The following is a 26,517-nucleotide window of genomic DNA, read 5'->3' on the forward strand; positions in this document are numbered from 1 at the left end:
GCACAGCAAAGTGGCGCACGTAATCACGTGCGTGAAAGGAAAGGGGAGGTGAGTTACACGAATGCCGGTGGGCCGCGAGTGCCCAGGCCAGAGGTGAGAAGTTGACGTAGAACAACTTTGGCGCGGTATCGAGTACGTGCAGCGAACGGTGACGGTTCAGCTGCCCACGGGCGCAATAGAACGGCGACGATTGCCGCTACCGTCGATGCGGCCACGACGTATCCGCGTTCTGCGCCGCGGATCAGCACTGCGCACACTCCGATGGCAGCGATGTGTGCTGCGAGCATCGGAAGGGACAGGAGCAGGCCGTGTTGATGATCCGAAGCGATGGTCAACGTCGCGTGACCGATGGCCTGACCCGCAGCGAGCATGAGGGCGAGCAAGAGCGCGGGGGAGCGACGGGTGTCGATGGACGTGACCACCGCGCCGACGCTCGCGCAGGCGAGGATCAGCAACACGACAGCGCTTTCGGACGGGGCCATGCCGCCACCACCGAGCGCGTGGGCTGCGACGGAAACCGCGCCGGAGGTGCCGCCCACGAAAGCACCGCGCAGCTGCGCGACATCTTTCGGACCCGGCGTCATACGCGAAAGGATACAGGCGCCTACTACCGGGCTTAGTAGGTGATCGGTCGGGATCGTTTCGGTGGCCGACCGACGAACGCGTTAGGTGGGGGATTTGTCCGATTCGCCAAACTTTGCCGAGGACCGGGTGAAACAAACGTGACGGTCATTTTCCGGTGCCAGACTTGGCTCTGGTCGCCGGCAACGGGTCGACGGCAGGGCAAACACATAGGAGAGTTTCATGAGGCGTCGATTCTTTGCGATATTCGCCCTGATGGGTGCGTTCGGTCTCTTCCTGTCTTCGGTGGCCTCGGCGGACCCGGTCACACGCTCCGTGTCGGGCACCCTTGTCAACTCGTGTAGCGATACTGGCGATCCGGTCGGGATATGGATGGTCGTATGGGATGGCTCGACGCAGATATCCTCGGCCACTGTCGGGGTGGGTGGCGCATACACGATCACGAACGTTCCTCCGGGCAATTACACGGTCAGTCCATACTCGCCGGCTGGATGCGGATCCGTACCCGACAGGACGGCGGTAGATCTGACGACGTCCGACGCGACCGGGATCGACTTCGAGTTGGTGAAGGTGTTCAGCATCGTCGGAACTGTCACTGGGTGTCCGGGTGCTGACGGGGTCGGCGCGTCTGACGTGACGTTGAATCTCCTCGATGCCGGCACGCAAATCGCGACGACAACGACGGATGATTCCGGTGACTACTTCTTTCAGTACAAGCCGGCCAAGGACGGCTATTCCGTAGAAGTGGTTCCCGGCAGCGGATGCGGTGCCGATCCAGCAGTAATTCCGGTGAATCTGAGCACGAATGACGTCACCGGTGTCGACTTCGCGCTCACTGCCGACGGCTGCGATACGGGCAGTTCGTTCGGAAGTGTGGATCTGTCGACGATTTTCGGAAGTCTCGGTAGTTCGGAATTCTGCAGCAGCTGAACACTTGTCCATGAAGGGAGGGTGATCGCCGAGGCGATCGCCCTCCCTTTTCTCGTTTGTTACCAAGGGATTTGCCCTGACATTGCGGAAGGCTGTTTCTAGCGGCAGATGAAGATATCTGTGCCGCATATCGTTACGACGTTCGTATTTGCTGAGATCGGCACAAGCTTGGGGACCAAAGTCATCGAAGTGCGGGTGTAACGGTCTGTTGTGCCACGACGGTATTGAGCAGAGAACGGCAAGCCCGCCAGAGTGATAGCGTCCGAGAGGCTATGTCCGAAATGATTCCGAACTCGACCTAGGAAAACGGTGCGCAGCGATAACAACGGTTCGAATAACGGAGTCCTGGGGAACAACTCCGGAACGACTCAGGGCGACGGCCATTTCGACGCGTCCGACGACGGCTATGCAACGTCGATTCGAACCGTCACCTTCACACCACAATTCGACGAGCCTGCAGCAAAACCGTTGCCCAGTCAGCGGATGCGCCAGCAACGTCGTGAAGAGCCGACCGATTTCCGGACCTCGACGCCCAGGCCTATGACCTCCGTCGACGACCTGGACATCATCAAGCGGGCGAAGCGTCCACCCGAACGCGGTTTGGGCAGTGTGTTGTTCAAACTCACCGGGGGCCGGATCAACACCGGGCAGTCGGCTGCCGAACTCGAACACCAGGCTCTCGTGCGCCGTGCCAACCGAACGGTGCGCGGCGTGTACAAGATTGCTTTCATCTCACTCAAGGGTGGAGTGGGGAAAACCACGGCGGCCAAAACTGTCGGTTCGACGTTCGCATCGATCCGTGGGGATCGAATCGTAGCCATCGACGCCAATCCCGACCTGGGGACCCTGGCTGATCGCGAACGACGTGAACATCACCTGACCGTTCGTGATCTGTTGGCCGACGGTGACATTCGTACGTACAGCGATGTTCGCTACTACACCTCGCAAGGCGACAGCCGACTCGAAATCCTTGCGAGTGAGGCAGATCCGGAAACTTCGGAGTCGTTCAACGAGCAGGACTACCTCGATACTCTCCGAATTCTCGAGGTGCATTACAACATCGTCATCACCGACTGTGGCACCGGAATCATGCACTCGGCCATGTACGGAATTCTCGACGAAGCAGATGCTTTGGTTGTCGTCAGCCCGACGGCTCAGGATGGTGCCCGTAGTGCTGCAGCAACGCTCAGTTGGCTGACCAAGCACGGATACGCAGATCTGGTGAGCAGGTCGGTCGTGGCGATCAATTCGACGCGGCCGGGTTCGTCTTCGCTCGACCTCGATCAACTCGAGGACGTTTTCGCTCAGCGTGGAGTGCGAGCGGTCAAGACGTTGCCCTACGACGATCACCTGGGCGAAGGCGGTCCGATCGACTTGAAGTTGTTGAACAAGCGCACGGCACGGGCATATCTGGAACTCGTCGCAGCAATTGCCGATGGTTTCCCGGACTCGGTGGGCAAGCACGCTTCTCGATAGAACGTGCTCGCCACCGAATCTGATCAGCAGGCTCCGGCGTTCAAGGGTGCCGAAGTATCGCGCCGTATCCGTCGGCGAGAACGAGGCGTTCGTCGATCTGTACCAACTCGGTGCCGGTCCCGATTGCGATGTAGGGGAGTACGCGATCGGCGGGCCCGATCAACTCTCCACTGGTGACTTCCTTGTCGTCAGGATCGGTGAGCAGCAGCGTCTCGACCTTGCCCTGTTCGAGGGCGTCGAGGACGCGTGCGGTCCCGTCGATGGAGAGGCCGGAGTCCCGGCCCTGCTCGGCGACGTAGCGTTCGGTTTCCACATCCATTCTGCGCAGTCGCTGCGTGTCGATCAGTTCACGAATCGACTTGGACACCTCGGCGGGTGTCGAACCGACTGAACGCGAACCCTTTTCGACGTCCACCACCCGTAGCGTCGACGGCAAAAGCTGTGCAAAAGCTTTGCGGGATTGTACTTCTCCGATGACAACTACCAGCGCGACCTTGTGTTCACGGGCGAGCGCCGCCGCGCGCTCCACAGCCTGAGTCAGGTTCTTCCGGATATTCTCCTCCACGAGGCTTTGGCTGTCGGTGTATCGCTCCTGACCGCCCACGTGTGCCTTGTGGACCGGGAAGCCGTCTCCGTCTACCGTTTCGCCGTACACGTCACGCCCGCGAGCATCGCGCACGCACAGGTCCGCGCCAGTGTGGTCGACCTTGGCGATGAGGAACGGTTCGGTGTCGTATCCGTGTGCGATCAGTGGAATCAGGTAGGGCAGTTCGCCCAAGGTCGCGATAGTGGAGCCGGCAGGTTCGAGCAGAATATCGTCGATCAGTACTGCCTCGGAAGTGGCGACGATCGCGCGTCCGGCGCGACCTGAGATGCCGTGATGGTTGTCCTTCACCTCGTCCAGTCGTGCGATCAGCGATTCCGATGCTCCCTGTTTCGTGAGTTGATTGCGCATCGAGCGCCATTCGAGTTCGAAGCGCTCGCGCGCATCTTCCCGGTTACGGACGTCTTCGAAGTACACGGAGGCAAACGGGCCGTCACTCGAACCGACCTTCTTCAGTCGCCCAGCATGCATGTCGGCTCCCTTCTGTAGTGGTCCTATGCCGCGTACCCGACAACCGGTGATTCGACACGACCGCTTTCAGTTCGCACGTTTGTTCGACTGCTGGTACTGTCTGTGAACGTGAGGGTGGTGCAGAGGGAAGCCTGCATCACCTTCACGCCAAGAGCCCGGGACCTGCCGCCGACTGCCTTCGGTGGCAGGTCCCGATTCTGCTTACTCGGCGTCGTCAGTGCCCTTCGACCTGTCGGAACTCTTGCGCCAGTGGGTGAATCGTTCCTTGATGTCCGACGCTACATCGCCGACGCCATTCCCCACGGCGCCCACCGCACCGCCCAACCCGCTACCGATGTCGCGCACCATGCGGATCAAAGGGTCCTCCGACTCGTCGAAGTTCTGCTTGTAGGTCTTGGCTGCATTCTTGAACTCGTCGCTGATCTTCGCTCCGTCGTCATCGCCGCGACGGGGGTAGTTTCCGCGCAGAATCGCGGCGTAGTCTCCGCTGTCCACCCACTTCTTGAGCTCGGCGGCGCGAAGCACCGAGAACGGGTGAGAGAGCAGTTCGATGTTGAGGAGCTTGAGTACACCGTCGCGGAGGTCGCCGCTGGCGTCGTACTCGGCGGCCTGGGCAAGAAACGCGTCGATGTCGATTTCACTGACTCGGGATCCGCCCGCCAATTTCATCTGGACGCGAATCGCGGTGTGTACGTCCTGCCCGCACAACAGTCCGGCACGATCACCGGACAGTTCTGACTTGCGCTGCCATTCCATGAGGGCGGCGATGATCGCGCGCAATGCCCATCCGCCGACGGGCAGCCATCCGATGGTTCCGGCCAGTCGCATCAAATGCATCAGGATGGTCCGATACACAGCATGACCGGACAGCGCGTGGCCAAGTTCGTGGCCGATGATGAACCGCTGTTCCTCGTAGTTCATCACGTCCAATAGGCCGGTAGTGACCACCATGAACGGCTTGTCCATGCCGATGGTGAAGGCGTTGACCATCGGGGTCTGGAGTACGAACAGCTCGGGTGTCTCGTCGGCCTGCAAGATCTCGACGCAGTCACGGCGCAGGTCGTTCAGGTCGCTGAACTGGCGTTCGTCGACTCGCACCGACGTGGCGAGGTACATGAGGCGGTGCTGACGTTCTTGGAGCAGTCCGGACAGTGTCCGTAGGACAGTGTCGAACCCCCGAAGCGTCCGGAGCGTCACCAATGCAGCCCGATCGGCTGGGTGCTCCCACGCACGCGAGCTGATGTCCGGGAACTCGATTCGGGTGCGATCTGGTGCAGTGGTCATGGTGGCCCCTCACTTCGATGTGTGTCGACTCACCTCCAGGGTAACGACTAGTCGGTTTAGCGTGGACTTCCGGCAGCTCACTCGGTGGGCTGGGGGAGCGTGCAATCGGTGACTTTGGGGTTCACGCCGAAGTAGTTCAGCGGACCCGCGATGACCGTGAGCGCGATGGTCCCGACGCCGGCGCAGTTGGTCGGCGAACTGCTGTAGTAGCCGCGTTGGCCGGCCGCGACGGCCCCGACTATCAGCCAGATCAGAACGATCAGAGTCACAATTCTCATCATGGCGGGCTCGATTCTTCAAATATTATGGTGCCCAGCGAAATACCCGGTCAGAGTGGGTATGAAACGCTCTGCCGACGGGTATCCACGGTGTATGCGGCTCGAGGCGGGCGTATCCGCCCGAGTGAACGCACTGAAGGAGCTTGTGATGATCATCCTCGGCGTGATCCTGCTGATAATCGGTTTCGTGGTGAACATTCCGATCCTGTGGACGATTGGTGTCGTCTTGCTGGTGATCGGAATCATCCTGTACGCGCTGGGCGCGGCCGGGCACGCCATCGGTGGTCGGCGGCATTACTACTGATCCGTTGTCGGCTCGTCGTGCGTATCCGTGCCAGTCGGCGCGGTCGGTACGGTGCGCTGAACGGCACGCGCAATCAGTTCCCGAAGGCAGACCTGGCGCAGCGTTCGCTGTTGCCAGTCGCTGCCGTTGCCTGTGACTGACTTGAGCTGCAGCGCCGACTCCACGCTCGCGTACTCGCCTCCCTCGTCGAGGGAGTCACGGACATGGATCAGGAGCCGGTGCAACAGTTCGGTGGCTGAAATTCTTTGTGAGGTAATCGGATCGATCGACGCTCCCAGGACGCCTTCCTGCGCGGATACCCAGGTTGCGAGGCGGAGGCTCTCGAGGGAAATGTTCGGAGCCTCGATGCCCCGGTCTATCGCGCGTAACGCAGTTGCCACCAGAGCCCGTCCAAGGGTTGCAAGTAGCGCTGCATCCTCTGCTGTCGGCTGAACGTCGCAGACTCGGATCTCGACGGTCGGTAGGTGGCAGGAAGGTCGGATATCCCAGTAGGCCATCCGCTTGTCGAGCATCACGCCGCAATCCACCATCTTCGCAACCGCGGTGTCGAAGTCCCCGGTGGTCTCGAAGTACGGCGGCGGCCCGGCGACTGGCCACCTGGACCATTGGATCGCCCGCCAACTCGCGAAGTCGGTGTCGACTCCTTGGTGGACACGGGAATTGGCGCTCAGTGCCAACAAGGCGGGCAACCAGATGCGCACGTGATTGCAGACCTGCACGGCCTGTACTTGATCAGCGACGCCCACATGGATGTGGCAACCGCAGATGCTTTGTTCGGCAGCGAGGGCGCCGAAGCGTTCGCCCATCCGGCGATAGCGAGGCGAGTCGCTGATCTCGAAACGCGAAGGCCCCGAAAGCGGTGCGCCGACGGCCAACAGCCTGCAGCCGTTCAACTCGGCAGCTTTTGCCGCGAGCCGACGCATGTCGATCAAGTGGGTTCGGAGTTCGTCGATGCCATGGCACACGGGAGAGTTGGTCTCGACTTGGCAGCGGGACAACTCGAGCTGAAGATCCAACCCCAGTGTCGACGCGGTTTCCGCAACCGCAACATTGTCGGTGGACGGCAACCAGGACGTCGGGTCGACGAGGATGAATTCTTCTTCGACGCCGACGGTCGGGGTCGTCGATTCGTGGCGGCCAGCGGTGGATTCGGCCGAGCAGGTGGCGCCCATGCTCGCGTCTACCCGGTCGGTCGAAGGCGGAAACCGACCCGAGGAAGCCCCGTTCTCGTCGGGAGAACGGGGCCTGTGGTCGGCCTTGCCAACATCTCGGAAGCGTCAACGAGTCCTTGCACACCGTATGAATCTGGGGACTGGCGTGCCTGGGAAAACGTACTGTGTCGGACTCGGTAAAACGAGACCCCAAGGCATGTCTCACCCCCTATTTCACCCTCGTGTGGACTTGTCCGCACACCCTTCGCCGAGTCGCGGATCATGACCTGGCGGCCTGCGGTGGTGCAGTCTCGGTTTTATCCGTGGGGCCGCCGTTATCGAGCAGATTCCGAGAATACGAACCCATCTAAACTAACGTCCAGCATTCGGATGTGACGTTCTGGCGGAGTGTGTGGGGTCGGTGAGTCAGCAGATATTTGATCAGTTAATCGCGTGCACAGCATCCGGAGAAGTTGTGGAACTTTCGAACTGGTATTGCGTTTCACCAGCGCACATCTTCAGTGGTCATGAGTAAAAGTCAGAAGATGGGAGAAAGTGCCTGGGATTGTGTTGCTACCGGTTCGTTATCGCAGACGAGTGTCCACTATGTGCGTGGATGACGACTCTAGAAGGCGGGCAAAACTGCGTGTCAGCTGTGTGGGAGCTTCCTCTGCCTTTGTGTTCTTGGATTGAGAGTTTCACCAGGAATATCTTTCGTGATCGACGCGCCGGGAAATTTTTCTCAAGATTTACCCACTTGCTAATTGGGGAATTCAGCGGGTTGCGGAAGACCGAAATATTGCGGGTGGGAGCTGTTATTTCCGGTGATTTGCCCATATCTTGCTGAGTGACGTGTTTGCGACCGAAGTGTCGCGCGGTCGAGAAATAATGCTTTTCATGCTTTACATTGGAAATTGCAAGATGCACGTTTCATCCTCAGTGTTAAGCGAAAGGACGAACGCAATGGGTAGCTTGGAAGATTTCGACATCGCGGCACTTCTTCAGAAGGTCATCGCATTCTTCGACGGATTCTCGTCGGACGAGACCGAGACCCCCACGGGCTAAGACTTAGCGAAGCCGCTGTGCATCCGGATGACACTGGATGCGCAGCGGCTTCTCTGTATCCGGCGCCTTCATCGGCGAGGGCAATGAATCGGCGTGCGTGGTTTCGGCCCGCCACTGGGCACTAACTGGTTGCATCCGTCTGGATCAAGAGCATCGCGTCGTCGACCGGATCGAAGTACAGAGCCGGGTCGGCAACCAGTGCAGCGTCGTCACCATGAGTTTGCATGGTGACAACCCAGGCACGATCGTCGTGTTCCACGTAATAGGCACCCACAAGGACCCCGATAGAACTGCCGCCCTTGAATCCGCCGTAAGTGAACCATTTCGCGGACTCGTCACTGAGCGCCGGATCCTCGGCGAGAATGTCTCGAACCGGTGCGCCGCTCTCGGTCTTCGCCTTCTCTTGCAACGTGACCAACGCGGCACGCAGGTCGGCGGGCGAGGCGAACCAATCGATGTCGAAAGGCCATGCGGGGGTGGTGAATGCTGACGCCGGGATGTCCACCAGGCCGCCAGGTAGTGCCGCGAGTATCGCTCGACGCTCGTCCGGAGTTCCGTCGCGCCAAGCGATACGTTGTGCGCCTTGGTCACCCCAGCCGAGTTGGAACAGTGCGCGGGTCGGCTTGAGCGGGATGTTGAGCGAAGGATTTGCCATGCCCATCGGGGCGAATTCGGCTTCTACCTGCTCGCGCCCGACAGCGGCGATCAGCATGTCGGTGGCGGTGTTGTCGCTGATCGAGATCATCTTGCCGGCGGTATCTCGGACCGTGACTTCAGTTCCCGATGGCAGGTCCTGGATGGTCCCGCCGGGCATCGATTTGAGGTCGTCGGTGATGGTGAGCTTCTGATCCCAGGAGAGTGTCCCGTTCTGGACGGCCGTCGCGACCGCGCCGAGAACGTACAGCTTGATCGTTGACCCTGTGGGCTGTGGTGAGGTGTCGCCGACATTGAAGACTTCGGCGTTCTTTCCTTCGGTGACCTCGGTGACGGTCAGATTGGTCGGCGCGGGAAGCGCTTTGACAGCTGCCTCGAGTTCTTGCCAAGATGCCGCCGGCACATGAACGTCCTTGGTCGGTGTGATCGCCATCCCGAGGATCAGCCCGTTGCCGTCGACGACGACGTTGACGTCGAACGCACCGCCGGAGGTGCTGGTGATGGAAACTGTGCCGTCGGAGTCGCCTCCCTTGTACTTCACTGTTGTCCAAGGCTGTCCGGCTCGGATGGAGTCGAAGTCCGGAGGTGTCAGGACTACGGGTGCAGTGGGCCCGAAGTGTTCGGCGATTTCTTCCTGGGTCAATGGCGTGCTCGTGTTGAACGCATTGAGAAGCCAGGTGATCTGCTTGCCGACGGAGCTGTCAGGGATCGTGACCGTAGCGGGTGCCGCGGTGGGGGAGGTCTTTGTGTTGTTTTCAGAGGTTTGTGCGGAATCAGTCCCGGAAGTACATGCGGCGAGGGCGAATACCGCTGCGGAGGCAAGTGCTACCAGCGCGAGCGGGCGGCCCTTCCTGCGTGTGTGTTCGAGTTTCATGGACTCACTTCATCAGCGTTCTCTTCGGCGCGCGTCCGTCTGAGGTGTAGACGTACTCAGCCTGAGGTACTGAATCGCTTCATCCTGGAGTACCGTCAACCACTTGTAGTGGTGACACGCGCCTTGCCGCTGGACAAATGGGAGAAAGGCTGCACTCGAGGAACTTTCGTGATGACTGCGAGAGCTAGTTCTTGGTCGCGGCCAAAAAGGACGGTTGCGTTGACAGCGCTGCGATTTCTTCGGGGAGTTCGGGGATCCGGCGATCGTACAGTTCTGCCAACTCGACCGAGCTGAAGCGTCGGACAGTCCAATTGTGTTCAGCCAACCACTGGCCCGGATCGGATCGATTGTCGCTGTAGAACAGTTGCGAAATGTCCAGGTCTCCGAACGGGTCCTTGGCGAAGTACTTGGATCTGATGGCCGCAAGCTTGCTCGGGTCGGTTCCGGCCGGAAAGTCGTTCACCGCCAAGCGACTACCGGTGGCCGAGAGTTCGTCGATCCGCTCGAACAGGGCGTCGTGGGCCGGGCCGGGGAGATAGGCGAGCAGGCCTTCCGCCGACCAGGCTGTGGGTTCGTTCGGGTCGAAACCAGCCTCCTCGAGTGCGGCCGGCCAGTCGTTTCGCAGATCAGTAGGCACAGTGCGTCTATCGGTCTTCGGCTGGGCGTCGTGCGCCGCGAGCACTTCGGCTTTGAACTCCAGCACCTTTGGCTGATCCACTTCGAATACCGTCGATCCTGAGCTCCAATCCAGCCGGTACGCACGCGAATCCAACCCTGCTGCAACGATTACCGCCTGCCTTACTCCGGATTCGGTTGACGACGAGAAGAATTCGTCGAAGAACCTGGTTCGCAACCCCATGAAACCGCCGAAGGGGGTGTCCTCGAGGAGCGTGGGATCTTTCAGAAGAGCTGTGAAATGCGGCTCGGCTGCAGCTTCTACGAACCACGATGCGAACTTGTCTTCGATGATCGCGTCCGGACGGGTGCTCTCCAGTGCTCGGAACGTTGCCACTGCCAGCGCGGTAAGTCCGACGCTACTGACGATGTCCCACGTATCTCCATCGCTCCGCATTGTCTGGGTGTCCTTCCGCTCTTGACGACTGAGCCGAACTCTCTCGACCCTACGCCCGTGTGACCCCTCGTCGCCTGGAACGGAACGGTCGGACTGGGAGCAGCAAATACACGCTGACCGGATCGAAAAATTCTGCAGTGCAAGGCGTTCGGTTTGAATCAGCATCCTGCCAGGAATTTGCCAGGTCAGTGCCAGTGAGCGGCAAGGATGCAGGACTTCACTGGGGTGTGCCTCAGGGCTGAGAGAGAGCCTCGAGAATCCTTCGGGCAGGGGATTGATCGTGGCATGACCATCCGCCGGAACCACTTCGTGGGACCGTTCGGTTCCAGTTGATCTCTCGGACCGCACAACGAATGTCCCGTCGAGAAAGAGAGATGTGAGCCCATGTTGCAGGAAGGCTCGCTGGATGTATTGGCCGCCGCGGCGCGGAGCGGTAGCCGTGAGTCCATGGCCAGTTTGTATGCGGCGTTTCGTCCGATGGTTGTGCTGCGGTGCCGCGCCGAGCTTGATCAGGCCGTTTCCGATTCCGCCGCGGATGCCGCGTGCGTCGCCGTTCTCACGGCAGTGTGCGACGGATCGGAGACGTATCAGCCTTTTCTACGCGTGCTGTACGCGAGTACAAGCATCGCGATTGCTCGGGCGGCATCCGACGGGTTCAGCGGTGGATCGCTCCCGCCTCCGACAACGCTCCCGATTGTCGAACGCGATGTCCTGGTGTTGCGGCTGATCGTCGGGCTCGATACAAAGGCGACCGCAACGTCGCTTGCCCGTACGACAGACGAGGTGTCGCTCGACCTGCATCGGGCGCTGCGGCGACTGCGAAAGTTGTCTTCTTCGAATGCAATCAGGGAGAGCTTGGTATTCACCTGAGGGCGTTCGGAATGCGCAGATTCGGGCGGGAACGGATCCCTCCCTTACTGGCCGGCGATGTATTCGATCGACGGGCCGGCAGTCCAACCGCCGTCGACGGCGATCTCGGAACCCGTTGTGTACGAGGCATCGTCGGAAAGCAGGTAGGTGACCGCTCCGACCAACTCCTCCGGGCGACCGACACGGCGATACGGATTGTTGGGGAATGCGCCCTCTTCGAGGCTGATGCCCGTCGGTGCAGTCATGGGCGTCAGGACCATGCCGGGGTGAACCGAGTTGACCCGGATCTTGTCGCGGCCGAGTTCGACGGCGGCGATCTTGCTCAGCCCACGCACGCCCCACTTGGCTGCGCCGTAACCGCTGGTCAGAGCCATGCCCATCAGGCCGGCGGCCGAGGAGATGTTCACGATGGATCCGCCGCCGGCTGCCTTCATGAACGGCACCACCGTGTGGATACCGGTGTGCACGGACACCAGGTTGATCTGGATGATGCGCTGGAACGTCTCGAGTGGTTCCTCGGCGACTGTCTGGCCGGACGCCGAGATTCCGGCGTTGTTGACCAAACCGTTGATCGCGCCGAACTCGGATACTGCGTACTCGGCGGCGGACTTCCAAGACGCTGGATCGGTGACGTCGAGGTGAACGTAACGCGCTGCGTCGCCGAGAGATTCGGCCACTGCTCGACCGTCGTCGTCGAGTAGGTCGCCGATGACGACGCGGCCGTTGCCCGCGACGATGCCGCGGGCAAACGCCTCGCCCAGGCCGCGTGCGCCGCCGGTGACGAGAACGATTTTTCCGGAGAGATCCTGAGTCATGATTGTTCCTTACCTGTAGGTGTTGCGAGATATGGCTTCGAGAACGCCCCGAGCGCGCGGGTGATGGCCTCGGGTGCGGGCGTCCGGAGGTCTGCCATCTCACGCAGTGCGGCGACTACCGCAAGTGTTGCCTGGCCCGAAGCCGCTGTGGTGTCGAGCGAGGTTTCCGGACGGTCGATCAGGCGTGCGACTTCTGGGCGAATCAGTTCCATCGTCTCGAAAGTTGCTGATTCCCAAACTCTCCGGAGTGCCGCATCACCGAAGATGATGGGCATCAGTGACCGGGTCATCGGCTCGAAGGACTCGCCGACCGATGCGATAAAGGCATTCTTCACAGCCGCTGCGAGCCCGAATTCGCGGGCTTGCGCGCTGAGTGCGGTGGCCAGACTGCGGTTTCCCTCGTCGAGCATCGGCCAGATGCTCTCCTCTTTGGTGGCGAAGCAACGGTAGAACGTTCGCTCGGAGATTTCTGCCCGCTCGGCGAGCTCCGCGATGGTCGTCGAAGTGTCGCCGCGTTCGACGAAAGCGGCAGCACAACTCTGCGAGACGCGGAGAAGTAGTGCAGTGCGGCGGGCTGTTGCCATATCCGCACTGTACCAAAAGTGGCAGAAACTGCCACAAATGGTGTCGGCCGGTCAGCCGACGTTATCTTCGATTCCGGAAACCTCCTGCTCAACTGCGTTCTTGAGGTTCAGGAGCGTCTTGCGGATGTTGCCGCGCTGAAAATCGGCGAAGGTTTTTCCTCCGGTGGCAATTTTGTCGAACATGTCGGCGGCGAAGTCCGGCCAGCCGCGCCTGTCGTCGGTCCACGTTTCGGTAACTCGGGTTCCGTCGGGCACCGGCGAGAATCGGTACTGCCAGGTTGCGATAGAGGCGGGGATCCGGGGAGTACTGAGGCCGATCTTGTGAACACGGAATTCGAAGAGCTTCCCGGCCTCGGCAGCGGTGACGGTGCATCGCGTGGTCCACTGCGCGCGCCCACGCTTGTTGTGCCCGTCGAACTCCATGCCCAGGAAAGCGCTTTCGCGGTCTCCCCGCAAGGTTGCGCCTGTGTTTTCGGGACTCCAGGCACCCATACGAGTGGGATCGCTGATGACCTCGTAGAGGGAAAGCGCGTCGGAGCTGACGACGATGCTGTCGGAGACGGTAAGTTCGCGAGCCATTTCGGTTTCAGGTTCTTTCTGTCGAGCGTGTGTGAGGTGAGTATGACGATCGGTGGTTTCGCGAACAAGATGCGGACGTGGCGGATGAACCGTCGACCTGATCGGCGTTGAACTACAGGTGCGGTTTCAGTTGGATCTTGACCGCGCCTTCCTGCTTCTTCTGGAAGATCTCGTAGGCGTGTGGCGCCTGATCGAGCGGCAGCTGATGGGTGGAAAAGGTGTCGACGCCGAGTGGGTCGTCGTCAGTGAGCAGGGGCATGATGTCCTCTACCCACTTCTTGACGTTCGCCTGGCCCATCCTGAGCTGAATCTGCTTGTCGAACATGGTCATCAGCGGCAGCGGATCAACCATTCCGCCGTAGACACCGATCAAAGAAATGGTTCCGCCGCGCCGAACGATGTCGATGGCCGAATAGACAGCGCCAAGGCGATCGATTCCTGCGTTACGCATCGCAGGCGCGGCAAGAGCATCGGGAAGGAGTCCGACGAACTGCTGCGCGAGCTTTCCGATCGGAGACCCGTGCGCTTCCATACCGACAGCGTCGATCACCGAATCGGTTCCGCGGCCGTTTGTCGCGTCTCTGATGGCATCGCCGATCTTGCTGCCGTAGTCGTCCAGGTTGAGGGTCTCGATGCCGCGTTCGGCAAGGCGCGCAAGGCGTTCGGGTACACGGTCCACACCGATTACTCGAAACCCCTTGTGGTGGGCGATACGAGCCGCCATGTCACCGATCGGTCCGAGGCCGAGGATTGTCACGGACCCACCCGGCGGAATGTCGGCGTATTCGACCGACTGCCAAGCGGTGGGGAGCACGTCGGAGAGGTAGACGAATCGCGAATCCGCGGGACCTTCGGGAACTTTGATGTGTGTGAAATGTGCTTGCGGTACTCGGAGGTACTCAGCCTGCCCGCCGGGCACCGAGCCGTAGAGCTCGGAGAAGCCGAACAATGCTGCGCCCGTTCCCTGATCGCGGACCTGCGTCGTCTCGCACTGTGTGTAGAGGCTCGAATCGCACATGAAACAGTTGCCACACGAGATCTGGAACGGAATCACGACGCGGTCACCTATCTCGAGATTCGTGACTTCCGAACCGACTTCTTCGACGATTCCCATCGGTTCATGGCCGAGAATGTCGCCGGCATTCATGAACGCACCCAGAGTCTCGTACAGGTGCAGATCGGATCCGCAGATATTCGTCGTGGTGACCTTGATGATCGCGTCGGTGGGTTCGACGATCTTCGGGTCCGGAACCGTATCGACGCTTACTTTCCGTTTGCCTTGCCAAGTCACTGCGCGCACTGGGATCGACCTCTCATCGTGGAAATGCTGTTCGCAGTCACCTGCCCGAAAGCACTGAAATGCAAACAAAATCGGTGAGGGTTGCGAGAAGTCCTGAGCGCGTTAGATTGAGATGGAGCTGGGTCCCGGTCTCTTTGCACCGGCTCCAGGACTGAGACGACGAGATGATGAGGACGATCGCATGACCGACAAAGACGACAACGACCAGTCGCCCAAGGGTGGGCACCCAGGACCCGTGGACAAGGGCGGCGACGGGGGAATGGCAACGCGAGAACAGGCGCCTGAACTGGTCGAGGAGACCTCCGGCGAGAAGTCTGACGACGAGTAGTTTCCTTTTACTCCGCGTTGGGTAACAACGGGGATAGGCCGCATCGGACCGTCCCGGAATCAATGCGGGCGAGGTTCCTCGAGGTTGAGCAGCCAGCCACGGGAACCGCCTTGAGCAGATCCCTCAACCCTGTTGTCATTCAACCCTGTAACAGCACGTGATCGAATCGGGTCCGCAGTAGTGTCGGGACCCGGAAGTCGTCAAGCGTTCGAACTATCAACTGCTCGGCAACATCCCGGAGTTTCACGTTGGTCTCTTGAGAACGCCACACGAGTATGTCGAAGGCGCGATCGGCCGAAATGCCGTAGATCACCATGAGCATGCCTTTGGCTTGCTCGATTACTCCGCGAGAAGCGGTGATTTCGTTGACCAGCACGTCGACAGACGCTTTCACCGTGCTGTCGAGGGTTTCGGTGACGTCGATGTAGAAGCCTGAGCTGCCGACCACGGCACCCGACTCGTCCACGACGCTGTCGCCGACGACGATTACCGAGTGAGTATCCCCTGCAGTGTCGATGATGCGGTGGCGGCTGCTGAACGGTCCGCCTGAAGTGCGGATGGCGTGCAGTGTCTGGGCAACGTGTCTTCGGTCGTCGGGATGCTTGTGCGAGAGCATCAATTCTGTCGTCGGAGCTACTTGGTCGGGTTCGTATCCGTGAATCCGTGCAACTTCGTCCGACCACTCCCACCGGTCGCCGTTGCGGTGATAGAGAAAGCCGCCCACCCGGTGTGGAGCCCCCGATCCTGACGTTCGCCCCAACCCGTCCTCGTTCACCACACACGCCCCCTCGTTCTCGACCTCGTCCCAACCGGCGTACTCGCCAGTTAGTTATATCGGACAAATCCGGCGGAGGTGGTGTCGGTCCCATATTTCGGAGCATCGTCTGGATCGCTACCGCATGGGTCGGGGAAACCGGCGCTCAGAGTACTTGGCGACGGTCCCACGTCACTCGCGGTTGAAACAGTGTTGCCGCTCTGTCCATTCGGTGATCGCCGCCGCGATGGCCGCAGGCTGATCCTCGGGGGCGAGATGTCCTGCGGGACCGCACTGTTCCACCTCGAGATTTGCGATATTCGATCGGCTCCACGTGACTTCGTCAGGCCCGATCATGAGAAGTTCTGCGGGGCCGCTGAAGGTGAGAAGAAGTTTGGGTACGTCGGTGCTTTCTGCGAGCCAATCGCTGTACGCCGCCACACGTGCATTCACGTCACCGGGAGTTCCTTCGATGGGGAAGGATCGTGGCCACTCGAGAAGGGGTCGGCGACTCTCTCGTGACGGATAAGGGGAGCGATAGGCCTCGGCATCGGTTTCGGTCATTTCACCGAGAACCGTTCTGTGAAGCGCTATTTCGAGAAAGAAGTTCTCGTCGAGTACCTTCGTCTCTCCTGTGTCGGAGTCCCTCAGAGCTTCCACCCGTGCCCGTGCCTCTCCCGGGAAGTGTTCGTCCCAGGTCATCGGACGAAGGATCGTTTCGAAGAAGGCCACACCTCGGACGCGATCGGGGTGGCGGGCAGCCCAGTCCAGTGCAAGTGCCCCGCCCCAGTCGTGTCCGACGAGTACGACGTCGTCGAGTTCCATCTGGTCGAACCAGGCGTCGAGGTAGCGGGCGGTGTCGAGGAAGCCGTAGTTGATTGGCGGTTTGCCTGACTGCCCCATTCCGATGAGGTCAGGGGCAAGTGCGCGGCCTAGATTTCCTATCTGCGGCAGGATGTTTCGCCACAAGTGCGAGGATGTGGGGTTTCCGTGGATGAGTACGAAGGGTGTTCCTTCACCGCGCGAGCGGTAGGCCATGGTCGAGTCGAGCACGGGAATTGTGGGCATTGCGACTCCTCAAATAGTTTCCATATACTCTAATTGAGATAGTAGCCATGTATTCTATTTGTATGCAAGATCGAGAAACATGGACGACAGGGTCGCTGGTGTGGCACCTTGGCTTGCGCTGGCGGGCGGGGGTTGACCGAGCGATCGCGCACCTGGGGTTGACTCACGCCCAGTATTCAGTGCTCGCGTCTCTGCATGGTCTGGTGAGTGCGGGGGAGAGGCCGAGTCAGCGAGAACTCTCAGCGCACACAGGATTGCAGCGAATCTACATATCCAAGCTCGTGCGAGCGTTGGAGAAGAGCGGGTTTGTTGTCAGTGAACGCGATAGACGCGATGCGCGAGCCGTTCGCCTCGATCTCAGTGACGAGGGCAAACGAGTCATAGAGCTCGCTAAAGACATTGTCCGCCAATTGGATGCAAAGAATACGGAAGTGCTGACGAAAACCGGAGGGCGGGAACTCGCCGAGCTCCACCGCGCCCTTGACGCGTTACTCGACGCCACCGAAGCAGCAGATGGATAATGCGCCGGTCCGCTTCGTGGCGAAACCGAAGGCGATCGTGTGCGGACCCGGTCCACAGGACGTTCGTTGGAGGACCGACGGAAGCGTCGATCCCCCAACGAGCCCTATTGTCTAGCTGTCGATCGTCACGGTGTCACGTTGATCGGTGTGGCCGATGCGAACTGCAGTGTGCCCGACATTGTTGCCGTGCCAGTGGCTGCGGCGGGGCAGACGGGTCCGGTGCCGGTGCGTGTGTAGTTCACGGTGCCGGTGTTGCTTGCCACGACGCGCTGGTTGGGAATATCGAATGGCAGCGGTCCGACAGTGCTGGCCCCGACGGTGACTGTGCATGTTGATCCGGGCATCGTGACGACTGCGCCTCCTGCAGGAATGACCAGGGATCCCTGAGCCGATCCGGTGTCTGCCGAGACGTTCAATAGCCAGGAGCCGGAGGTCGTGACCACAGCGGGTAGGCCGTTAGCCTTGCACCCGGTCAGGCTGGGGGTGCCGATATTGACGTTGACTCCGCCGGTGCCGGTGTTGGAATTACCCGGCGCGGATGGGATGGTCCCGGAGCCCGTCGTACTGGAGCAGGTAAGTGTGATCGTTCCTGTCTTGATACTGAGATTGCTGCTCGAAGCAGTCACGGCTTGACCCGCTGGAGTGACGACGGTCGAAGCCAGAGCGGTGCCGGCTGCGACCGCAATCGCGGCTGCGGCGGCAGCTGTGACGATGGTGGTGCGGCGAACTGCATGGGTCATCGATATCTCCTTGTTGTCGGTGATACTTCGTGAGTCGCCGGTGCTTGCTCTACTGCGTCCGCAGGCTGTCGGCGCCGATGTTGAACACATCGCTTGTGGTGGTCAACGAGTTGTGACCACTCGAAGACGGAACGTTGGCGCGAAGATTGACTGCCCAATTCAATGCGCCGAACAGTCCACATCCAGATGCGCCCGGTACCGCGAACGTCTGGTCGGCGTGCGTCACGTTTCTGACGGCGGCGGTATCCGGAAATCCTGGAACTTCCTCCAGGACACCATTTTCGGACACTCCGAGTTTGAACATGATCGGGTTGCTCGCAGAACCCAGATAGCAGTTGCCGCCCAGCAAGGGGTTGGAGATCTTCAATCTTGCCGGAAGTGTGACACCGAGTTGGAATGCGTCGACTGTTGGCAACGCGACCGGTTCGACTGTTGCCTTGATGGTGGTCAAGCCGCCGGGGAACGGTATACCGAGCCCGAAGATTCCTCCTGGTACCTCGATGGGGGTGGAATAGACGCCTTTGGTGCCGTCAGTGGGAGGAATGAAGATCTGGTCGAACCCGAATTCTGCGTCGGGGTTCTCGCGATAGGCGACACCGCCGGCGATATTCAACGAGCCGGAAGGAATCGGTACTTTGAGCCCGTTGATGTTCATTTCGCCGCCTTTGACGACGACATCGACACAGGTGCTTGTCTCCGGATTGGCTATCGGGCACTTTCCCCAGCCCCCGAACGGCGCATTGGGCAGCGGGGCCGCCGTCGCGGTTGACACCGCCCCGAGAGTGAGGACTCCCGCTGCGACGACGGCGAGCGCGGCTCTGAATCGTATTGTGCGCATGGACAAGTGAACTCCGTTTCGAGGTGGCAATCTGTCGTCGATGAAGGTTCTGTGGCAGTGGGTTGGATTGCTAGTTGGCACTACGTTCGGCAACGACGGCAGCGGGTTCGGGTGAGCCGGCCGGCTGGGGCCTGAGGCTGTCGGCACCGATGTTGTAGACGTCACTCGTCGTGGCGAGGGAGTTGGACGTGGTGGACGAGGGAAGCCCGGCGCGCCAGTTGACGATTGGATTCAGAACGCCGAACGGGCCACACCCGGAAGCTGTCGGGACCGCGAAGGGCTGTCCGGTGTGCCCGGTGTTTCGAACGACGGCAGTGTCCGGGAAACCTGGAACCTCTTCGAGGACACCGTATTCGGTCACATCCAAGTTGAGTTGGACGGGGTTGTTGTCCGAGCCCAGGTAGCATTTGCCGCCGAGGAGAGGGTTCGCGATCTTCAGTTTGACGGGTAGCTTCACACCAAGCTGAAATGCGTCCACGGTGGGGAGTGCAGACGTCGACTCTACGGTGGCCGAAGCCTTGTTCAGTCCGAAGAGATTGTTGAATGGCAGGTCGATTCCGAGTGCGCCCCCGGGGATGTCGATGGGTTTGGCGTAGATCCCCCGACTGTTGTCGTTGGGTGGGATGAATACTTGGTCGAATCCGAATTCAGCCTCTGGATTCTCCCTGTATGCAACTCCGCCTGCGATGCGCATCGCCCCGGCGGGAATGTTGACGGAAAGCTTGCCGATCTTCATGTTTCCGCCGGTGACCGTGACGTCCATACAGGTGCTGGTCTCGGGATTGTCGATCGGACATGAATCCCAACCGCCGAAGGGGATCTCCGCTGCCGGGGCGGCTCCTGCAATGCTTGCTGACAAGCTTCCCACCGCAGCGGCGGTGGTGAACACGGTTGCGGTGGCGAGTGCGCCGAAAAGCCCACGCGACGTCGAACGTCGGGACATGTATTTCTCCTTTGGGTACAACCGACCAGTCGGGATTGTGATGATGAGTGACGGTAGTCACGTGTGACTTGGATGTACAGACAATTTGAAACAATTCCGACAAAAGTATTACTGCGATCGCCTCCGCTACTACTTGTGGCTGTGAGGATTGAAATTTGTTGCAGTGCTCTGTGTCTCGTCATTCACCCGCGAATCGCTGTGAGGTGCTTCGACCCGAAAAGGCGTTCGTCGACGGGAATATCGGACTCCTGTCGAAATCGAGGGGGCAATGTTTTGTCGGAGTCGCCAATGAGGGAAGTCAGGGCGAGTAACTTTGTCGAACAGCGGCTGATCGGTACTCCGGGCAGCTGCCCGAGAGAACGGATCGCCATGACGCTGATGCTGCCGCTCGACTCGATGTTCCTACTGATGGAGTCACGGGAGCATCCCATGCACGTCGGTGGCCTGTCGCTTTTCGTTCCGCCGGAAGGGGACGACGGCGAATTCGCCAGGTCGCTCTACCGTTCGCTCACCGACGTCGACTCGATTCGGCCACTCTTTCGCCGCAAGCCGGTGCAGTTCTTGTCGAACTTCGCGCCGGTGCGTTGGACGGAGGACGCAGACGTCGATCTCGAGTATCACGTCCGGTTGCTCGCGCTACCCAAGCCGGGTCGAGTCCGCGAGTTGCTCGAGCTGACCTCCATGCTCCACGGCACGCTGCTCGATCGGCATCGGCCGCTGTGGGAGGCGTACGTGATCGAAGGTCTCGCCGACGGCCGAGTTGCCGTGTACATGAAGACGCACCACGCGCTCATGGATGGTGTGTCTGCTGTTCAGGCGTGGTACCGCAGCCTCTCGTCGGATCCGCACGATCGACATTCGATGCCTCCATGGGCGCAACGACCTTCTTCGGGGCGGGTTCGTGCCGGTCGCGGGCTGGACCTGCAGAGGCGGGTGGGCTCCGTGATCGAGACCGTGCAAGATGTGGTCGGGGTCGGCCCTGCGATAGTGAACGCCGCTGCCTCGGCAGTGAAGGACCACATCGCACCGTTGCCGTTTGCTGCCCCGAAATCGATCTTCAACGTCCCGATCACCGGAGCGAGGCGTGTCGCCGCGCAGTCGTGGCCGATCGAGCGCCTGCGCAAGGTCAGCTGCGTTGCAGACGTGACGCTCAACGATGCGGTGTTGGCAATGTGCGCGGGTGCGCTACGGCGATACCTGATCGAACTGGACGAGTTGCCGGACAAACCGTTGATCGCGATGGTGCCGGTATCCCTTCGCAAAGGCGAAGAGGGTGAGGCTTCCGGCAATGCCGTGGGTGCGGTGTTGTGTGATCTGGCAACCGAATTGGCAGATCCGGCGGCCCGACTTCAGAGAGTTCACGACTCGATGAGTAGCGCCAAGTCCCTGATGTCGGGCCTGACGCCCCTGCAGATCACGGCGCTCAGTGCATTGAACGTCGCGGGTCTCGGGCTGCCGCTGATCCCTGGTTCATCCCGACTGATCACTGGGCGTCCAGTCTTCAATCTGGTGATTTCCAACGTCCCCGGCCCGACAACGACGCGCTATTGGAATGGCGCGAAACTCGAGAGCTGTTACCCGGCATCGATTCCGTTGGACGGGCAGGCGATGAACATCACCGTCATCGGCTACGCGGACACCATGCAGTTCGGGCTCGTCGGCTGCCGCCGCAATGTTCCGCACTTGCAGCGGCTCCTCGGCCATCTCGAGGAATCCTTGAGTGAGCTCGAAGCCGCCGCAGGCTGAATGCGTGAGGAAACCTCAGCTGACGGGGACCGCTCCGCGAGCGTTCGATACCAAGTGAGTGCCGATCTGAAGGAACGCGGGTACGAAGTTCGGGGTGTCGATTGCAGGCGAAAGGATGTGGGCTCCGAAATGCGCGACCACAAACTCCAGGTCGCGTGAGATCAAGAGCCTCTGGCCATGGATTCCGCTTGCCATGAACGATCCGAACGGATCATTGAGGATCCACCAGTAGTCGTGGTAGCTCATCGTCGCGGGGGAATCGACAGGGGCACGCGGGCTTCTGACCTCCGAAGGATAGCCTGCGGGCACTCCCGCGGTCATCGATCGCGCGATGTGCGGTGGGATCACCTGACGATCCTCGACGGCACCGTCACAACGAATCATCTCACCCACTCTGGCTACGTCTCGAAGGGTCGCACTGAATCCGCCCGCCGCCATTTCCGTTCCAGCGGAGTCGACTATGTAGAACGCATCTTCTTCGGCTCCGATTCTTGACCAGACCAGCTCACTGAGTAGTTCGGCGAGTGAAGTTCCGGTCACGCGGCGCAATATTTCTCCGACAGTCTCGACATTGCCGTTCTCGTAGCGGAATTCGACGCCGGTCGGGCCCGCAGTGCGTGCCGTGGCGAGGTGCTCGAGAATGGTCTCCGGGCCGCGGTAATTCATGGGGCGCAGCTTCGGGGCGACTACGGCCCAGAAACGGCTGGCTTCGATGGTGCGATGGAACGGCCGACCGCCGTACGTTACATCAGTGCCCATGTGAAGAAGGTCCTGAATCCGATTGTCTCCGAACGCAGTTCCTGCCAACTCGGGAATGAATTTCGACGCCCGATCGTCGCGGTCGAACAATCCTTGTGCTTCGACCAGTGCAGCCATCAAACCGACGTAGGATTTCGCCATCGATGCATTGAGGTGCGGTTCGTGGGGTTTGCAACCGTGCAAGTAACTCTCGTACACCATGCGTCCCCGATGTAGCACGGCGATACTGTCACTGTGCGCACCCGCGAGGAACTCGGACACCGTCTGCTTCGGCTGATCCGGAAGGTTCAACGTGACACCGGACAGATCCGTGTAGTCGGTCGGGAGGGTCCATTTGGGTCCGTCGCCGCGCCACACACGGCGAGTCGCTACCATCTCTCGTATGGTTGTGGCTTGTTGGCGCACGTCGGCCGGGTCGGTGAATCCGCGCGCCCAGGGGATGTCATCCGTTGCGATGTTTTGTGCCATCTGAGGTCTACTTCCGTCTTGATTGCCGAGTTGGAGTGTTGATTGCCGCGTTCGTAGTTGATGAACTGAATTGCCTAGTGCCGAAGCGCATTCTGTTCATGTAGGGGGTTGGCGGATGGCCCGGAGAGTAGGGCCGCACTGTCGCGGGCGTAGGGGCGATACAGTGCGCCTGAAGCGACCCCGTTGACGGTGGTCAGCACTACGGTGACGATGAAGAGCGCGCCTTGTAATCCGATTCTGTCGCCGAGGGTTCCGACCAAGACAGCGTATCCGGCGTAGGCCAGCGCTTCGACTGTCGAGACGGAGACGGCAAAGGCCAGGGCTCGCAGTTCCGGACGAACTATGGCCATGATAATCGGCCGATTTACCACTGGGACCTGACCTTGAAGGACGCCGACGATCCCGAACAAGACCGCGTAGACGCCGATGCTGTTCCAGGAAATCTGCGTAGCGATCAGTGCTGCGGCCGCGAATCCGAGTTGGCTGGCCTGAAGCATGATGATGCGGCCGTTTCGGGGTCGTTTGACGTGTACGGCGTCGTTGACTCGTCCGCCGACGAACGTGCCGAGCAGGTACCCGATTGCGAAGGGCGGTGCGATGATCGAAGCAGTTGCGGTCGTGAATCCGTGCTCCTCGACGAGAAATACGATGCTGAAGCTCATGATGACGTTCTGGCCCGAGAATGCGCGTTGTACGAGTAGGTATCGGAATGTCTTGATAGCGAGTAGCTCTCGTATCCCTTCGCGCCAGAATCTTGCTTTGGAGCCGAGATCGTCGGTGGTCGTCTGTGCGGGCGCATCGCCGGATTCAGGATCGTCGAGGAAAAGCATGATAAGCACACCGATGGCGATGCAGATTGCACCGGTGATGATGTATCCGTAGCGCCATCCATCTTCGAAGCGAGACAAAAGCCCGAATATCGGGGCGGTCGCGCCGGTGATGACGGCGACGCCGCCGTATACCAATCCCGTTGCGCGGCCCCTCCGGGCGTCCTCGTACAGATCTCCGAGGATGGACAATGCAATCGAGCCGGCGCCGGCGAAACCTGCGGCGCCGATCGCATAGAGGACGAGAAACTGAGTGAAACTGCCGGACAATCCGGCCAGGATTACCCAGGCACCCCAGAACCCTGAACAGATGGCAAGTACCGACTTGCGAGAATATCGTCGGGCAAGGAACGCCCAGGGGATTGCCGTGAAGACCCCGACGGCCTTGGCCACTGCAACGATCGTGCCGAGCGCCGCCGATGACAATCCCATGGCCTCACGCATGAGAGGGAAGAGCACGGACGTCACGCTGCTTTCGGCGTTGTCCATTGCCGTGGAGCCGGTCAGGAGTGCGAGGTTCTTACCTCGCCGACTGCGTGGAAACTGAGTAGGTGCCGCAAGTTCTGTGGTCATTGTTCCCTCTCGAAAAATGCCGATGATTGCTTGGGCGCGGTGGGCAGCGCTCGGCGGTCGACTGTGCACTGAGTCACAGTGAGCATTAATGGAGACAATATACATAAATAGACAGACTGTCTATCTCTTTGTTCAAAGTTGGATGACAGTGCAGGTGCCGAGTCCCGCAACCGTGACGCCTACGGCCAAAGTCGCCATGACAATGAACGGTATTTCTCGAGAATCCTTGTCGTCCAGACTGAGTCGACGATGACGGATTGTCGTGCCCACGATGACTCCGGCAGTCGTAATGATGAGCGTGGCGAACACTGCGATTCGTAGAACGGACGGATGCAAAGCGATTTCGCGACCGGTGATCACTGACACAGTCACAGAGGAGAGGGCAGTTCGTCGCCAGGCGAGCACGGTTCGCTCGGGTTGCAGTCCGGGCGGCTCGTTTTTCGTCACAACACGGTCATCCCTACGCCGAGACCCGCAACGACACACACCCCGCCGACGAGAAGCGCGATCATCGGTGACGTGGGTAAGGGAAGATCACGCCTCATCGCGGTTTGGACGGCCTTCCAGTGTCTGAGCGCGCCGAGCGCTACAGCCGACGCCACGACGGTGCACACGACTCCGAGCATTTTGTACATATTGTCGTCGTTTTCGGATACGTAGAACTGACCGACTGCGACGCCGCCTGCCAACAACCCCAACGCAGTTCGTATCCAAGCCAGAAATGTTCGTTCGTTCGCAAGACTGAATCTGTAGTCCGGTTCGTGATCGATCACGGTGATTGCCTCTGAAAAGTCGAGTGCCCGCCAGGCCGTCACGTCGAGCGTATGACGACCTGGCGGGCGCGAAATTGGATACGACTGTCTTTGAATGATCTTCAGGTGGTGAGTAATTGACGCGCGATTCCGTTCTTCTGAATCTCGGAGGAGCCGGTGAGGATTCGGAACATCCTCAACCGCTGGAACAGTGATTCGACCTCCGAACCACGGATGACCCCGGCTTTTCCGTGAATCTGAACTGCGTGGTCGGCGATGGTGAAGGCCTTCTCGGCAACGAACAGCTTGCACATGAATGCTTCGGTACGCGGACTCCCACCGGCATCGAGTGTGGCGAGTGCGTCGTAGGTCATCGAGCGCGCAGCGTAGTAGTCGGTCGCCATGTCGGCGAGTTTGTGTTGGATGGACTGCAACATCGCAAGAGGAGCGCCCTGCACCTGGCGAGTCTTGCTGTACTCCAACGACAATTCCAGTGCTCGGCGGGCTCCGCCGAGGACGGTGGGGCAGTGCAACAACCGGTTGACTGTGACTCGACCGAGTCCGATTCTCAAGCCTTCGCCCACATTTCCGAGAAGCTGTTCCGGCCCCACGTAGCAGCCGTCGAGGATGATGTCCGCTTCGATGTGCTGACCGGACATCGGGACGTCACCGTCCGCCACTGTGCAGCCAGGAGAATCCAAGTCGACCAGGAAGGCCGAGTACGAATCCGGTCCGTCGCCGTCGGATGCCATCTTTGCGATCAGTACCGAAAAGTCGGCGAAGGGGCCCGCGGACGAGAACACCTTGTGGCCGTTGAGGCGCCATCCGGCACCGTCCGGGGTAGCTGTGGTGAGCATGCCGCGAACATCGGAACCTGCGTCGTTCTCGGTGAGAGAAAAGCAGCACGCCTTCTCTCCTCGCAGCACCGGAATCAAGTACTTTTCCAACTGATGCTCGGTGGCGTATTGAAAGATCGATCCCGCGCGGAGTGGGCCACCCATGTCTCCGAGCACGGACGTCGCGAGGACCCGCGGCGATGCACCGACCTCTTCTTTGAGTGCGGCGAGTTCGGTAAAGGTGAGGTTCTGGCCGCCGAGTTCAGTGGGGAGGTGTATTCCGTAGAAGCCGAGTTCGCGGCTGCGTCTCCACACTGGCTCAAGCGTCTCACGGATGTAGTGGGATTCTTGAGTGAGACCCAATTCGGCTTCGTACTCGGCTAGTTCGCCGTCGAGATAGTCGCGTAGACGCTCGACGAGCGATTGAAGTCTTGGATTGTCTTCGTAGGTAGGGGTGAGAGCGAATGACAT

28 protein-coding genes are annotated in these 26,517 nt (G+C 60.2%); 7 read left to right on the forward strand and 21 right to left on the reverse strand.

Annotated elements, in window-relative coordinates; genetic code table 11:
• Nucleotides 1–53 precede the first annotated feature (53 nt).
• Nucleotides 54–584 carry a hypothetical protein gene (locus KTR60_RS05705; protein WP_214925352.1) on the reverse strand — a complete coding sequence of 177 codons (531 nt, stop codon included), beginning with the start codon at nucleotides 582–584 and terminating at the stop codon, nucleotides 54–56.
• 220 nt (nucleotides 585–804) lie between these two features.
• Here KTR60_RS05705 and KTR60_RS05710 point away from each other — a divergent pair, with 220 nt between their 5' ends.
• Nucleotides 805–1,512 carry a hypothetical protein gene (locus tag KTR60_RS05710; RefSeq protein ID WP_003945876.1) on the forward strand — a complete coding sequence of 236 codons (708 nt, stop codon included), beginning with the start codon at nucleotides 805–807 and terminating at the stop codon, nucleotides 1,510–1,512.
• Nucleotides 1,513–1,821: 309 nt separating this feature from the next.
• Entirely contained in the window at nucleotides 1,822–2,988 is a 1,167-nt protein-coding gene (locus KTR60_RS05715) for a MinD/ParA family ATP-binding protein (protein WP_003945525.1), read from the forward strand.
• A 40-nt stretch (nucleotides 2,989–3,028) separates the two neighbouring features.
• On the opposite strand, the gene KTR60_RS05720 is transcribed toward KTR60_RS05715, so the two are convergent.
• The 3 genes from KTR60_RS05720 to KTR60_RS05730 all read right to left on the reverse strand — a co-directional run bounded on the left by KTR60_RS05720 (nucleotide 3,029) and on the right by KTR60_RS05730 (nucleotide 5,628).
• Nucleotides 3,029–4,063, reverse strand: coding sequence for a hypothetical protein (locus KTR60_RS05720; RefSeq protein ID WP_007734628.1), 1,035 nt, complete (start codon nucleotides 4,061–4,063; stop codon nucleotides 3,029–3,031).
• Nucleotides 4,064–4,264: 201 nt separating this feature from the next.
• Entirely contained in the window at nucleotides 4,265–5,347 is a 1,083-nt protein-coding gene (locus KTR60_RS05725; RefSeq protein ID WP_003945574.1) for a M48 family metallopeptidase, read from the reverse strand.
• 77 nt (nucleotides 5,348–5,424) lie between these two features.
• Complete coding sequence (locus KTR60_RS05730) at nucleotides 5,425–5,628, reverse strand: hypothetical protein (RefSeq protein ID WP_003945456.1); 204 nt, start codon at nucleotides 5,626–5,628, stop codon at nucleotides 5,425–5,427.
• Between the two features lie 145 nt (nucleotides 5,629–5,773).
• Between KTR60_RS05730 and KTR60_RS05735 the strand changes: the two genes are divergently transcribed.
• Nucleotides 5,774–5,929, forward strand: a complete 156-nt coding sequence (locus tag KTR60_RS05735) for a DUF6131 family protein (protein WP_003945912.1) — start codon at nucleotides 5,774–5,776, stop codon at nucleotides 5,927–5,929.
• Here KTR60_RS05735 and KTR60_RS05740 read toward each other — a convergent pair.
• From KTR60_RS05740 to KTR60_RS05750, 3 genes are all read right to left on the reverse strand, one after another.
• Entirely contained in the window at nucleotides 5,923–7,101 is a 1,179-nt protein-coding gene (locus tag KTR60_RS05740) for a carboxylate-amine ligase (RefSeq protein ID WP_042452497.1), read from the reverse strand. The two genes, KTR60_RS05735 and KTR60_RS05740, sit on opposite strands and share 7 nt — an antisense overlap.
• Nucleotides 7,102–8,266: 1,165 nt before the next feature.
• The gene (locus KTR60_RS05745) at nucleotides 8,267–9,673 is read right to left on the reverse strand and encodes a serine hydrolase (protein WP_228401952.1); all 1,407 of its coding nucleotides are present in this window, start codon (nucleotides 9,671–9,673) and stop codon (nucleotides 8,267–8,269) included.
• A 184-nt stretch (nucleotides 9,674–9,857) separates the two neighbouring features.
• Complete coding sequence (locus tag KTR60_RS05750; RefSeq protein WP_228401953.1) at nucleotides 9,858–10,745, reverse strand: class I SAM-dependent methyltransferase; 888 nt, start codon at nucleotides 10,743–10,745, stop codon at nucleotides 9,858–9,860.
• Nucleotides 10,746–11,129: 384 nt separating this feature from the next.
• Here KTR60_RS05750 and KTR60_RS05755 point away from each other — a divergent pair, with 384 nt between their 5' ends.
• Nucleotides 11,130–11,615 carry a hypothetical protein gene (locus KTR60_RS05755; protein ID WP_054827314.1) on the forward strand — a complete coding sequence of 162 codons (486 nt, stop codon included), beginning with the start codon at nucleotides 11,130–11,132 and terminating at the stop codon, nucleotides 11,613–11,615.
• 44 nt (nucleotides 11,616–11,659) lie between these two features.
• On the opposite strand, the gene KTR60_RS05760 is transcribed toward KTR60_RS05755, so the two are convergent.
• The 4 genes from KTR60_RS05760 to KTR60_RS05775 all read right to left on the reverse strand — a co-directional run bounded on the left by KTR60_RS05760 (nucleotide 11,660) and on the right by KTR60_RS05775 (nucleotide 14,893).
• On the reverse strand, nucleotides 11,660–12,430 hold the full coding sequence (locus KTR60_RS05760) for a glucose 1-dehydrogenase (RefSeq protein WP_003945779.1): 771 nt from the start codon (nucleotides 12,428–12,430) through the stop codon (nucleotides 11,660–11,662).
• Nucleotides 12,427–13,014 carry a TetR/AcrR family transcriptional regulator gene (locus KTR60_RS05765; RefSeq protein ID WP_007734655.1) on the reverse strand — a complete coding sequence of 196 codons (588 nt, stop codon included), beginning with the start codon at nucleotides 13,012–13,014 and terminating at the stop codon, nucleotides 12,427–12,429. Before KTR60_RS05765 ends, KTR60_RS05760 begins: the two co-directional genes overlap by 4 nt.
• Before the next feature lie 51 nt (nucleotides 13,015–13,065).
• Complete coding sequence (locus tag KTR60_RS05770) at nucleotides 13,066–13,593, reverse strand: SRPBCC family protein (protein ID WP_042452472.1); 528 nt, start codon at nucleotides 13,591–13,593, stop codon at nucleotides 13,066–13,068.
• A gap of 112 nt (nucleotides 13,594–13,705) precedes the next feature.
• Nucleotides 13,706–14,893 carry a zinc-dependent alcohol dehydrogenase gene (locus KTR60_RS05775; RefSeq protein ID WP_042452468.1) on the reverse strand — a complete coding sequence of 396 codons (1,188 nt, stop codon included), beginning with the start codon at nucleotides 14,891–14,893 and terminating at the stop codon, nucleotides 13,706–13,708.
• Nucleotides 14,894–15,074: 181 nt separating this feature from the next.
• On the opposite strand from KTR60_RS05775, the gene KTR60_RS05780 reads away from it, so the two are divergent.
• Nucleotides 15,075–15,221 (forward strand): hypothetical protein, encoded by a 147-nt coding sequence (locus KTR60_RS05780; RefSeq protein ID WP_164490549.1) that lies wholly within the window; start codon nucleotides 15,075–15,077, stop codon nucleotides 15,219–15,221.
• A gap of 139 nt (nucleotides 15,222–15,360) precedes the next feature.
• Here KTR60_RS05780 and KTR60_RS05785 read toward each other — a convergent pair whose 3' ends face one another.
• Together KTR60_RS05785 and KTR60_RS05790 are read right to left on the reverse strand one after the other, a co-directional pair.
• Nucleotides 15,361–15,999: a PAS and ANTAR domain-containing protein gene (locus KTR60_RS05785; protein ID WP_037132380.1), complete on the reverse strand. Its 639-nt coding sequence runs from the start codon at nucleotides 15,997–15,999 to the stop codon at nucleotides 15,361–15,363.
• A gap of 168 nt (nucleotides 16,000–16,167) precedes the next feature.
• Nucleotides 16,168–17,043, reverse strand: a complete 876-nt coding sequence (locus KTR60_RS05790; RefSeq protein WP_047269290.1) for a haloalkane dehalogenase — start codon at nucleotides 17,041–17,043, stop codon at nucleotides 16,168–16,170.
• Between the two features lie 62 nt (nucleotides 17,044–17,105).
• On the opposite strand from KTR60_RS05790, the gene KTR60_RS29300 reads away from it, so the two are divergent.
• Nucleotides 17,106–17,564 carry a MarR family winged helix-turn-helix transcriptional regulator gene (locus KTR60_RS29300; RefSeq protein WP_176741993.1) on the forward strand — a complete coding sequence of 153 codons (459 nt, stop codon included), beginning with the start codon at nucleotides 17,106–17,108 and terminating at the stop codon, nucleotides 17,562–17,564.
• 125 nt (nucleotides 17,565–17,689) lie between these two features.
• On the opposite strand, the gene KTR60_RS05795 is transcribed toward KTR60_RS29300, so the two are convergent.
• From KTR60_RS05795 to KTR60_RS05805, 3 genes are all read right to left on the reverse strand, one after another.
• Nucleotides 17,690–18,304, reverse strand: coding sequence for a hypothetical protein (locus tag KTR60_RS05795; RefSeq protein WP_047269291.1), 615 nt, complete (start codon nucleotides 18,302–18,304; stop codon nucleotides 17,690–17,692).
• Between the two features lie 49 nt (nucleotides 18,305–18,353).
• Nucleotides 18,354–19,142, reverse strand: a complete 789-nt coding sequence (locus tag KTR60_RS05800) for a hypothetical protein (protein ID WP_003945568.1) — start codon at nucleotides 19,140–19,142, stop codon at nucleotides 18,354–18,356.
• A 70-nt stretch (nucleotides 19,143–19,212) separates the two neighbouring features.
• The gene (locus KTR60_RS05805; protein ID WP_116057147.1) at nucleotides 19,213–20,085 is read right to left on the reverse strand and encodes a hypothetical protein; all 873 of its coding nucleotides are present in this window, start codon (nucleotides 20,083–20,085) and stop codon (nucleotides 19,213–19,215) included.
• A 369-nt stretch (nucleotides 20,086–20,454) separates the two neighbouring features.
• On the opposite strand from KTR60_RS05805, the gene KTR60_RS05810 reads away from it, so the two are divergent.
• Nucleotides 20,455–21,831, forward strand: coding sequence for a WS/DGAT/MGAT family O-acyltransferase (locus KTR60_RS05810; RefSeq protein ID WP_228402265.1), 1,377 nt, complete (start codon nucleotides 20,455–20,457; stop codon nucleotides 21,829–21,831).
• Between the two features lie 15 nt (nucleotides 21,832–21,846).
• Here KTR60_RS05810 and KTR60_RS05815 read toward each other — a convergent pair whose 3' ends face one another.
• From KTR60_RS05815 to KTR60_RS05835, 5 genes are all read right to left on the reverse strand, one after another.
• Nucleotides 21,847–23,058, reverse strand: a complete 1,212-nt coding sequence (locus tag KTR60_RS05815; protein WP_054187951.1) for a serine hydrolase domain-containing protein — start codon at nucleotides 23,056–23,058, stop codon at nucleotides 21,847–21,849.
• Between the two features lie 74 nt (nucleotides 23,059–23,132).
• Complete coding sequence (locus KTR60_RS05820; RefSeq protein WP_007734679.1) at nucleotides 23,133–24,458, reverse strand: MFS transporter; 1,326 nt, start codon at nucleotides 24,456–24,458, stop codon at nucleotides 23,133–23,135.
• 132 nt (nucleotides 24,459–24,590) lie between these two features.
• Entirely contained in the window at nucleotides 24,591–24,905 is a 315-nt protein-coding gene (locus KTR60_RS05825) for a DUF202 domain-containing protein (protein ID WP_007734680.1), read from the reverse strand.
• Nucleotides 24,902–25,231 (reverse strand): YidH family protein, encoded by a 330-nt coding sequence (locus tag KTR60_RS05830; protein ID WP_100245478.1) that lies wholly within the window; start codon nucleotides 25,229–25,231, stop codon nucleotides 24,902–24,904. Before KTR60_RS05830 ends, KTR60_RS05825 begins: the two co-directional genes overlap by 4 nt.
• 101 nt (nucleotides 25,232–25,332) lie before the next feature.
• Entirely contained in the window at nucleotides 25,333–26,517 is a 1,185-nt protein-coding gene (locus tag KTR60_RS05835; RefSeq protein ID WP_007734683.1) for an acyl-CoA dehydrogenase family protein, read from the reverse strand.

Source organism: Rhodococcus sp. C1 (assembly GCF_020809065.1).
Taxonomy (GTDB): Bacteria; Actinomycetota; Actinomycetes; order Mycobacteriales; family Mycobacteriaceae; genus Rhodococcus_F; species Rhodococcus_F qingshengii.

Excerpts from the sequence above, each read along its gene's own strand:
- KTR60_RS05750 (WP_228401953.1), bottom strand. The coding sequence starts at position 10,745 with ATGCGGAGCGATGGAGATACGTGGGACATCGTCAGTAGCGTCGGACTT.
- KTR60_RS05745 (WP_228401952.1), bottom strand. The coding sequence starts at position 9,673 with ATGAAACTCGAACACACACGCAGGAAGGGCCGCCCGCTCGCGCTGGTA.
- KTR60_RS05755 (WP_054827314.1), top strand. The coding sequence starts at position 11,130 with ATGTTGCAGGAAGGCTCGCTGGATGTATTGGCCGCCGCGGCGCGGAGC.
- KTR60_RS05835 (WP_007734683.1), bottom strand. The coding sequence starts at position 26,517 with ATGTCATTCGCTCTCACCCCTACCTACGAAGACAATCCAAGACTTCAA.
- KTR60_RS29300 (WP_176741993.1), top strand. The coding sequence starts at position 17,106 with ATGCAAGATCGAGAAACATGGACGACAGGGTCGCTGGTGTGGCACCTT.
- KTR60_RS05815 (WP_054187951.1), bottom strand. The coding sequence starts at position 23,058 with ATGGCACAAAACATCGCAACGGATGACATCCCCTGGGCGCGCGGATTC.
- KTR60_RS05805 (WP_116057147.1), bottom strand. The coding sequence starts at position 20,085 with ATGTCCCGACGTTCGACGTCGCGTGGGCTTTTCGGCGCACTCGCCACC.
- KTR60_RS05765 (WP_007734655.1), bottom strand. The coding sequence starts at position 13,014 with ATGGCAACAGCCCGCCGCACTGCACTACTTCTCCGCGTCTCGCAGAGT.
- KTR60_RS05730 (WP_003945456.1), bottom strand. The coding sequence starts at position 5,628 with ATGATGAGAATTGTGACTCTGATCGTTCTGATCTGGCTGATAGTCGGG.
- KTR60_RS05735 (WP_003945912.1), top strand. The coding sequence starts at position 5,774 with ATGATCATCCTCGGCGTGATCCTGCTGATAATCGGTTTCGTGGTGAAC.
- KTR60_RS05705 (WP_214925352.1), bottom strand. The coding sequence starts at position 584 with ATGACGCCGGGTCCGAAAGATGTCGCGCAGCTGCGCGGTGCTTTCGTG.
- KTR60_RS05820 (WP_007734679.1), bottom strand. The coding sequence starts at position 24,458 with ATGACCACAGAACTTGCGGCACCTACTCAGTTTCCACGCAGTCGGCGA.
- KTR60_RS05810 (WP_228402265.1), top strand. The coding sequence starts at position 20,455 with ATGACGCTGATGCTGCCGCTCGACTCGATGTTCCTACTGATGGAGTCA.
- KTR60_RS05770 (WP_042452472.1), bottom strand. The coding sequence starts at position 13,593 with ATGGCTCGCGAACTTACCGTCTCCGACAGCATCGTCGTCAGCTCCGAC.
- KTR60_RS05780 (WP_164490549.1), top strand. The coding sequence starts at position 15,075 with ATGACCGACAAAGACGACAACGACCAGTCGCCCAAGGGTGGGCACCCA.
- KTR60_RS05790 (WP_047269290.1), bottom strand. The coding sequence starts at position 17,043 with ATGCCCACAATTCCCGTGCTCGACTCGACCATGGCCTACCGCTCGCGC.
- KTR60_RS05795 (WP_047269291.1), bottom strand. The coding sequence starts at position 18,304 with ATGACCCATGCAGTTCGCCGCACCACCATCGTCACAGCTGCCGCCGCA.
- KTR60_RS05740 (WP_042452497.1), bottom strand. The coding sequence starts at position 7,101 with ATGGGCGCCACCTGCTCGGCCGAATCCACCGCTGGCCGCCACGAATCG.
- KTR60_RS05760 (WP_003945779.1), bottom strand. The coding sequence starts at position 12,430 with ATGACTCAGGATCTCTCCGGAAAAATCGTTCTCGTCACCGGCGGCGCA.
- KTR60_RS05725 (WP_003945574.1), bottom strand. The coding sequence starts at position 5,347 with ATGACCACTGCACCAGATCGCACCCGAATCGAGTTCCCGGACATCAGC.
- KTR60_RS05800 (WP_003945568.1), bottom strand. The coding sequence starts at position 19,142 with ATGCGCACAATACGATTCAGAGCCGCGCTCGCCGTCGTCGCAGCGGGA.
- KTR60_RS05710 (WP_003945876.1), top strand. The coding sequence starts at position 805 with ATGAGGCGTCGATTCTTTGCGATATTCGCCCTGATGGGTGCGTTCGGT.
- KTR60_RS05720 (WP_007734628.1), bottom strand. The coding sequence starts at position 4,063 with ATGCATGCTGGGCGACTGAAGAAGGTCGGTTCGAGTGACGGCCCGTTT.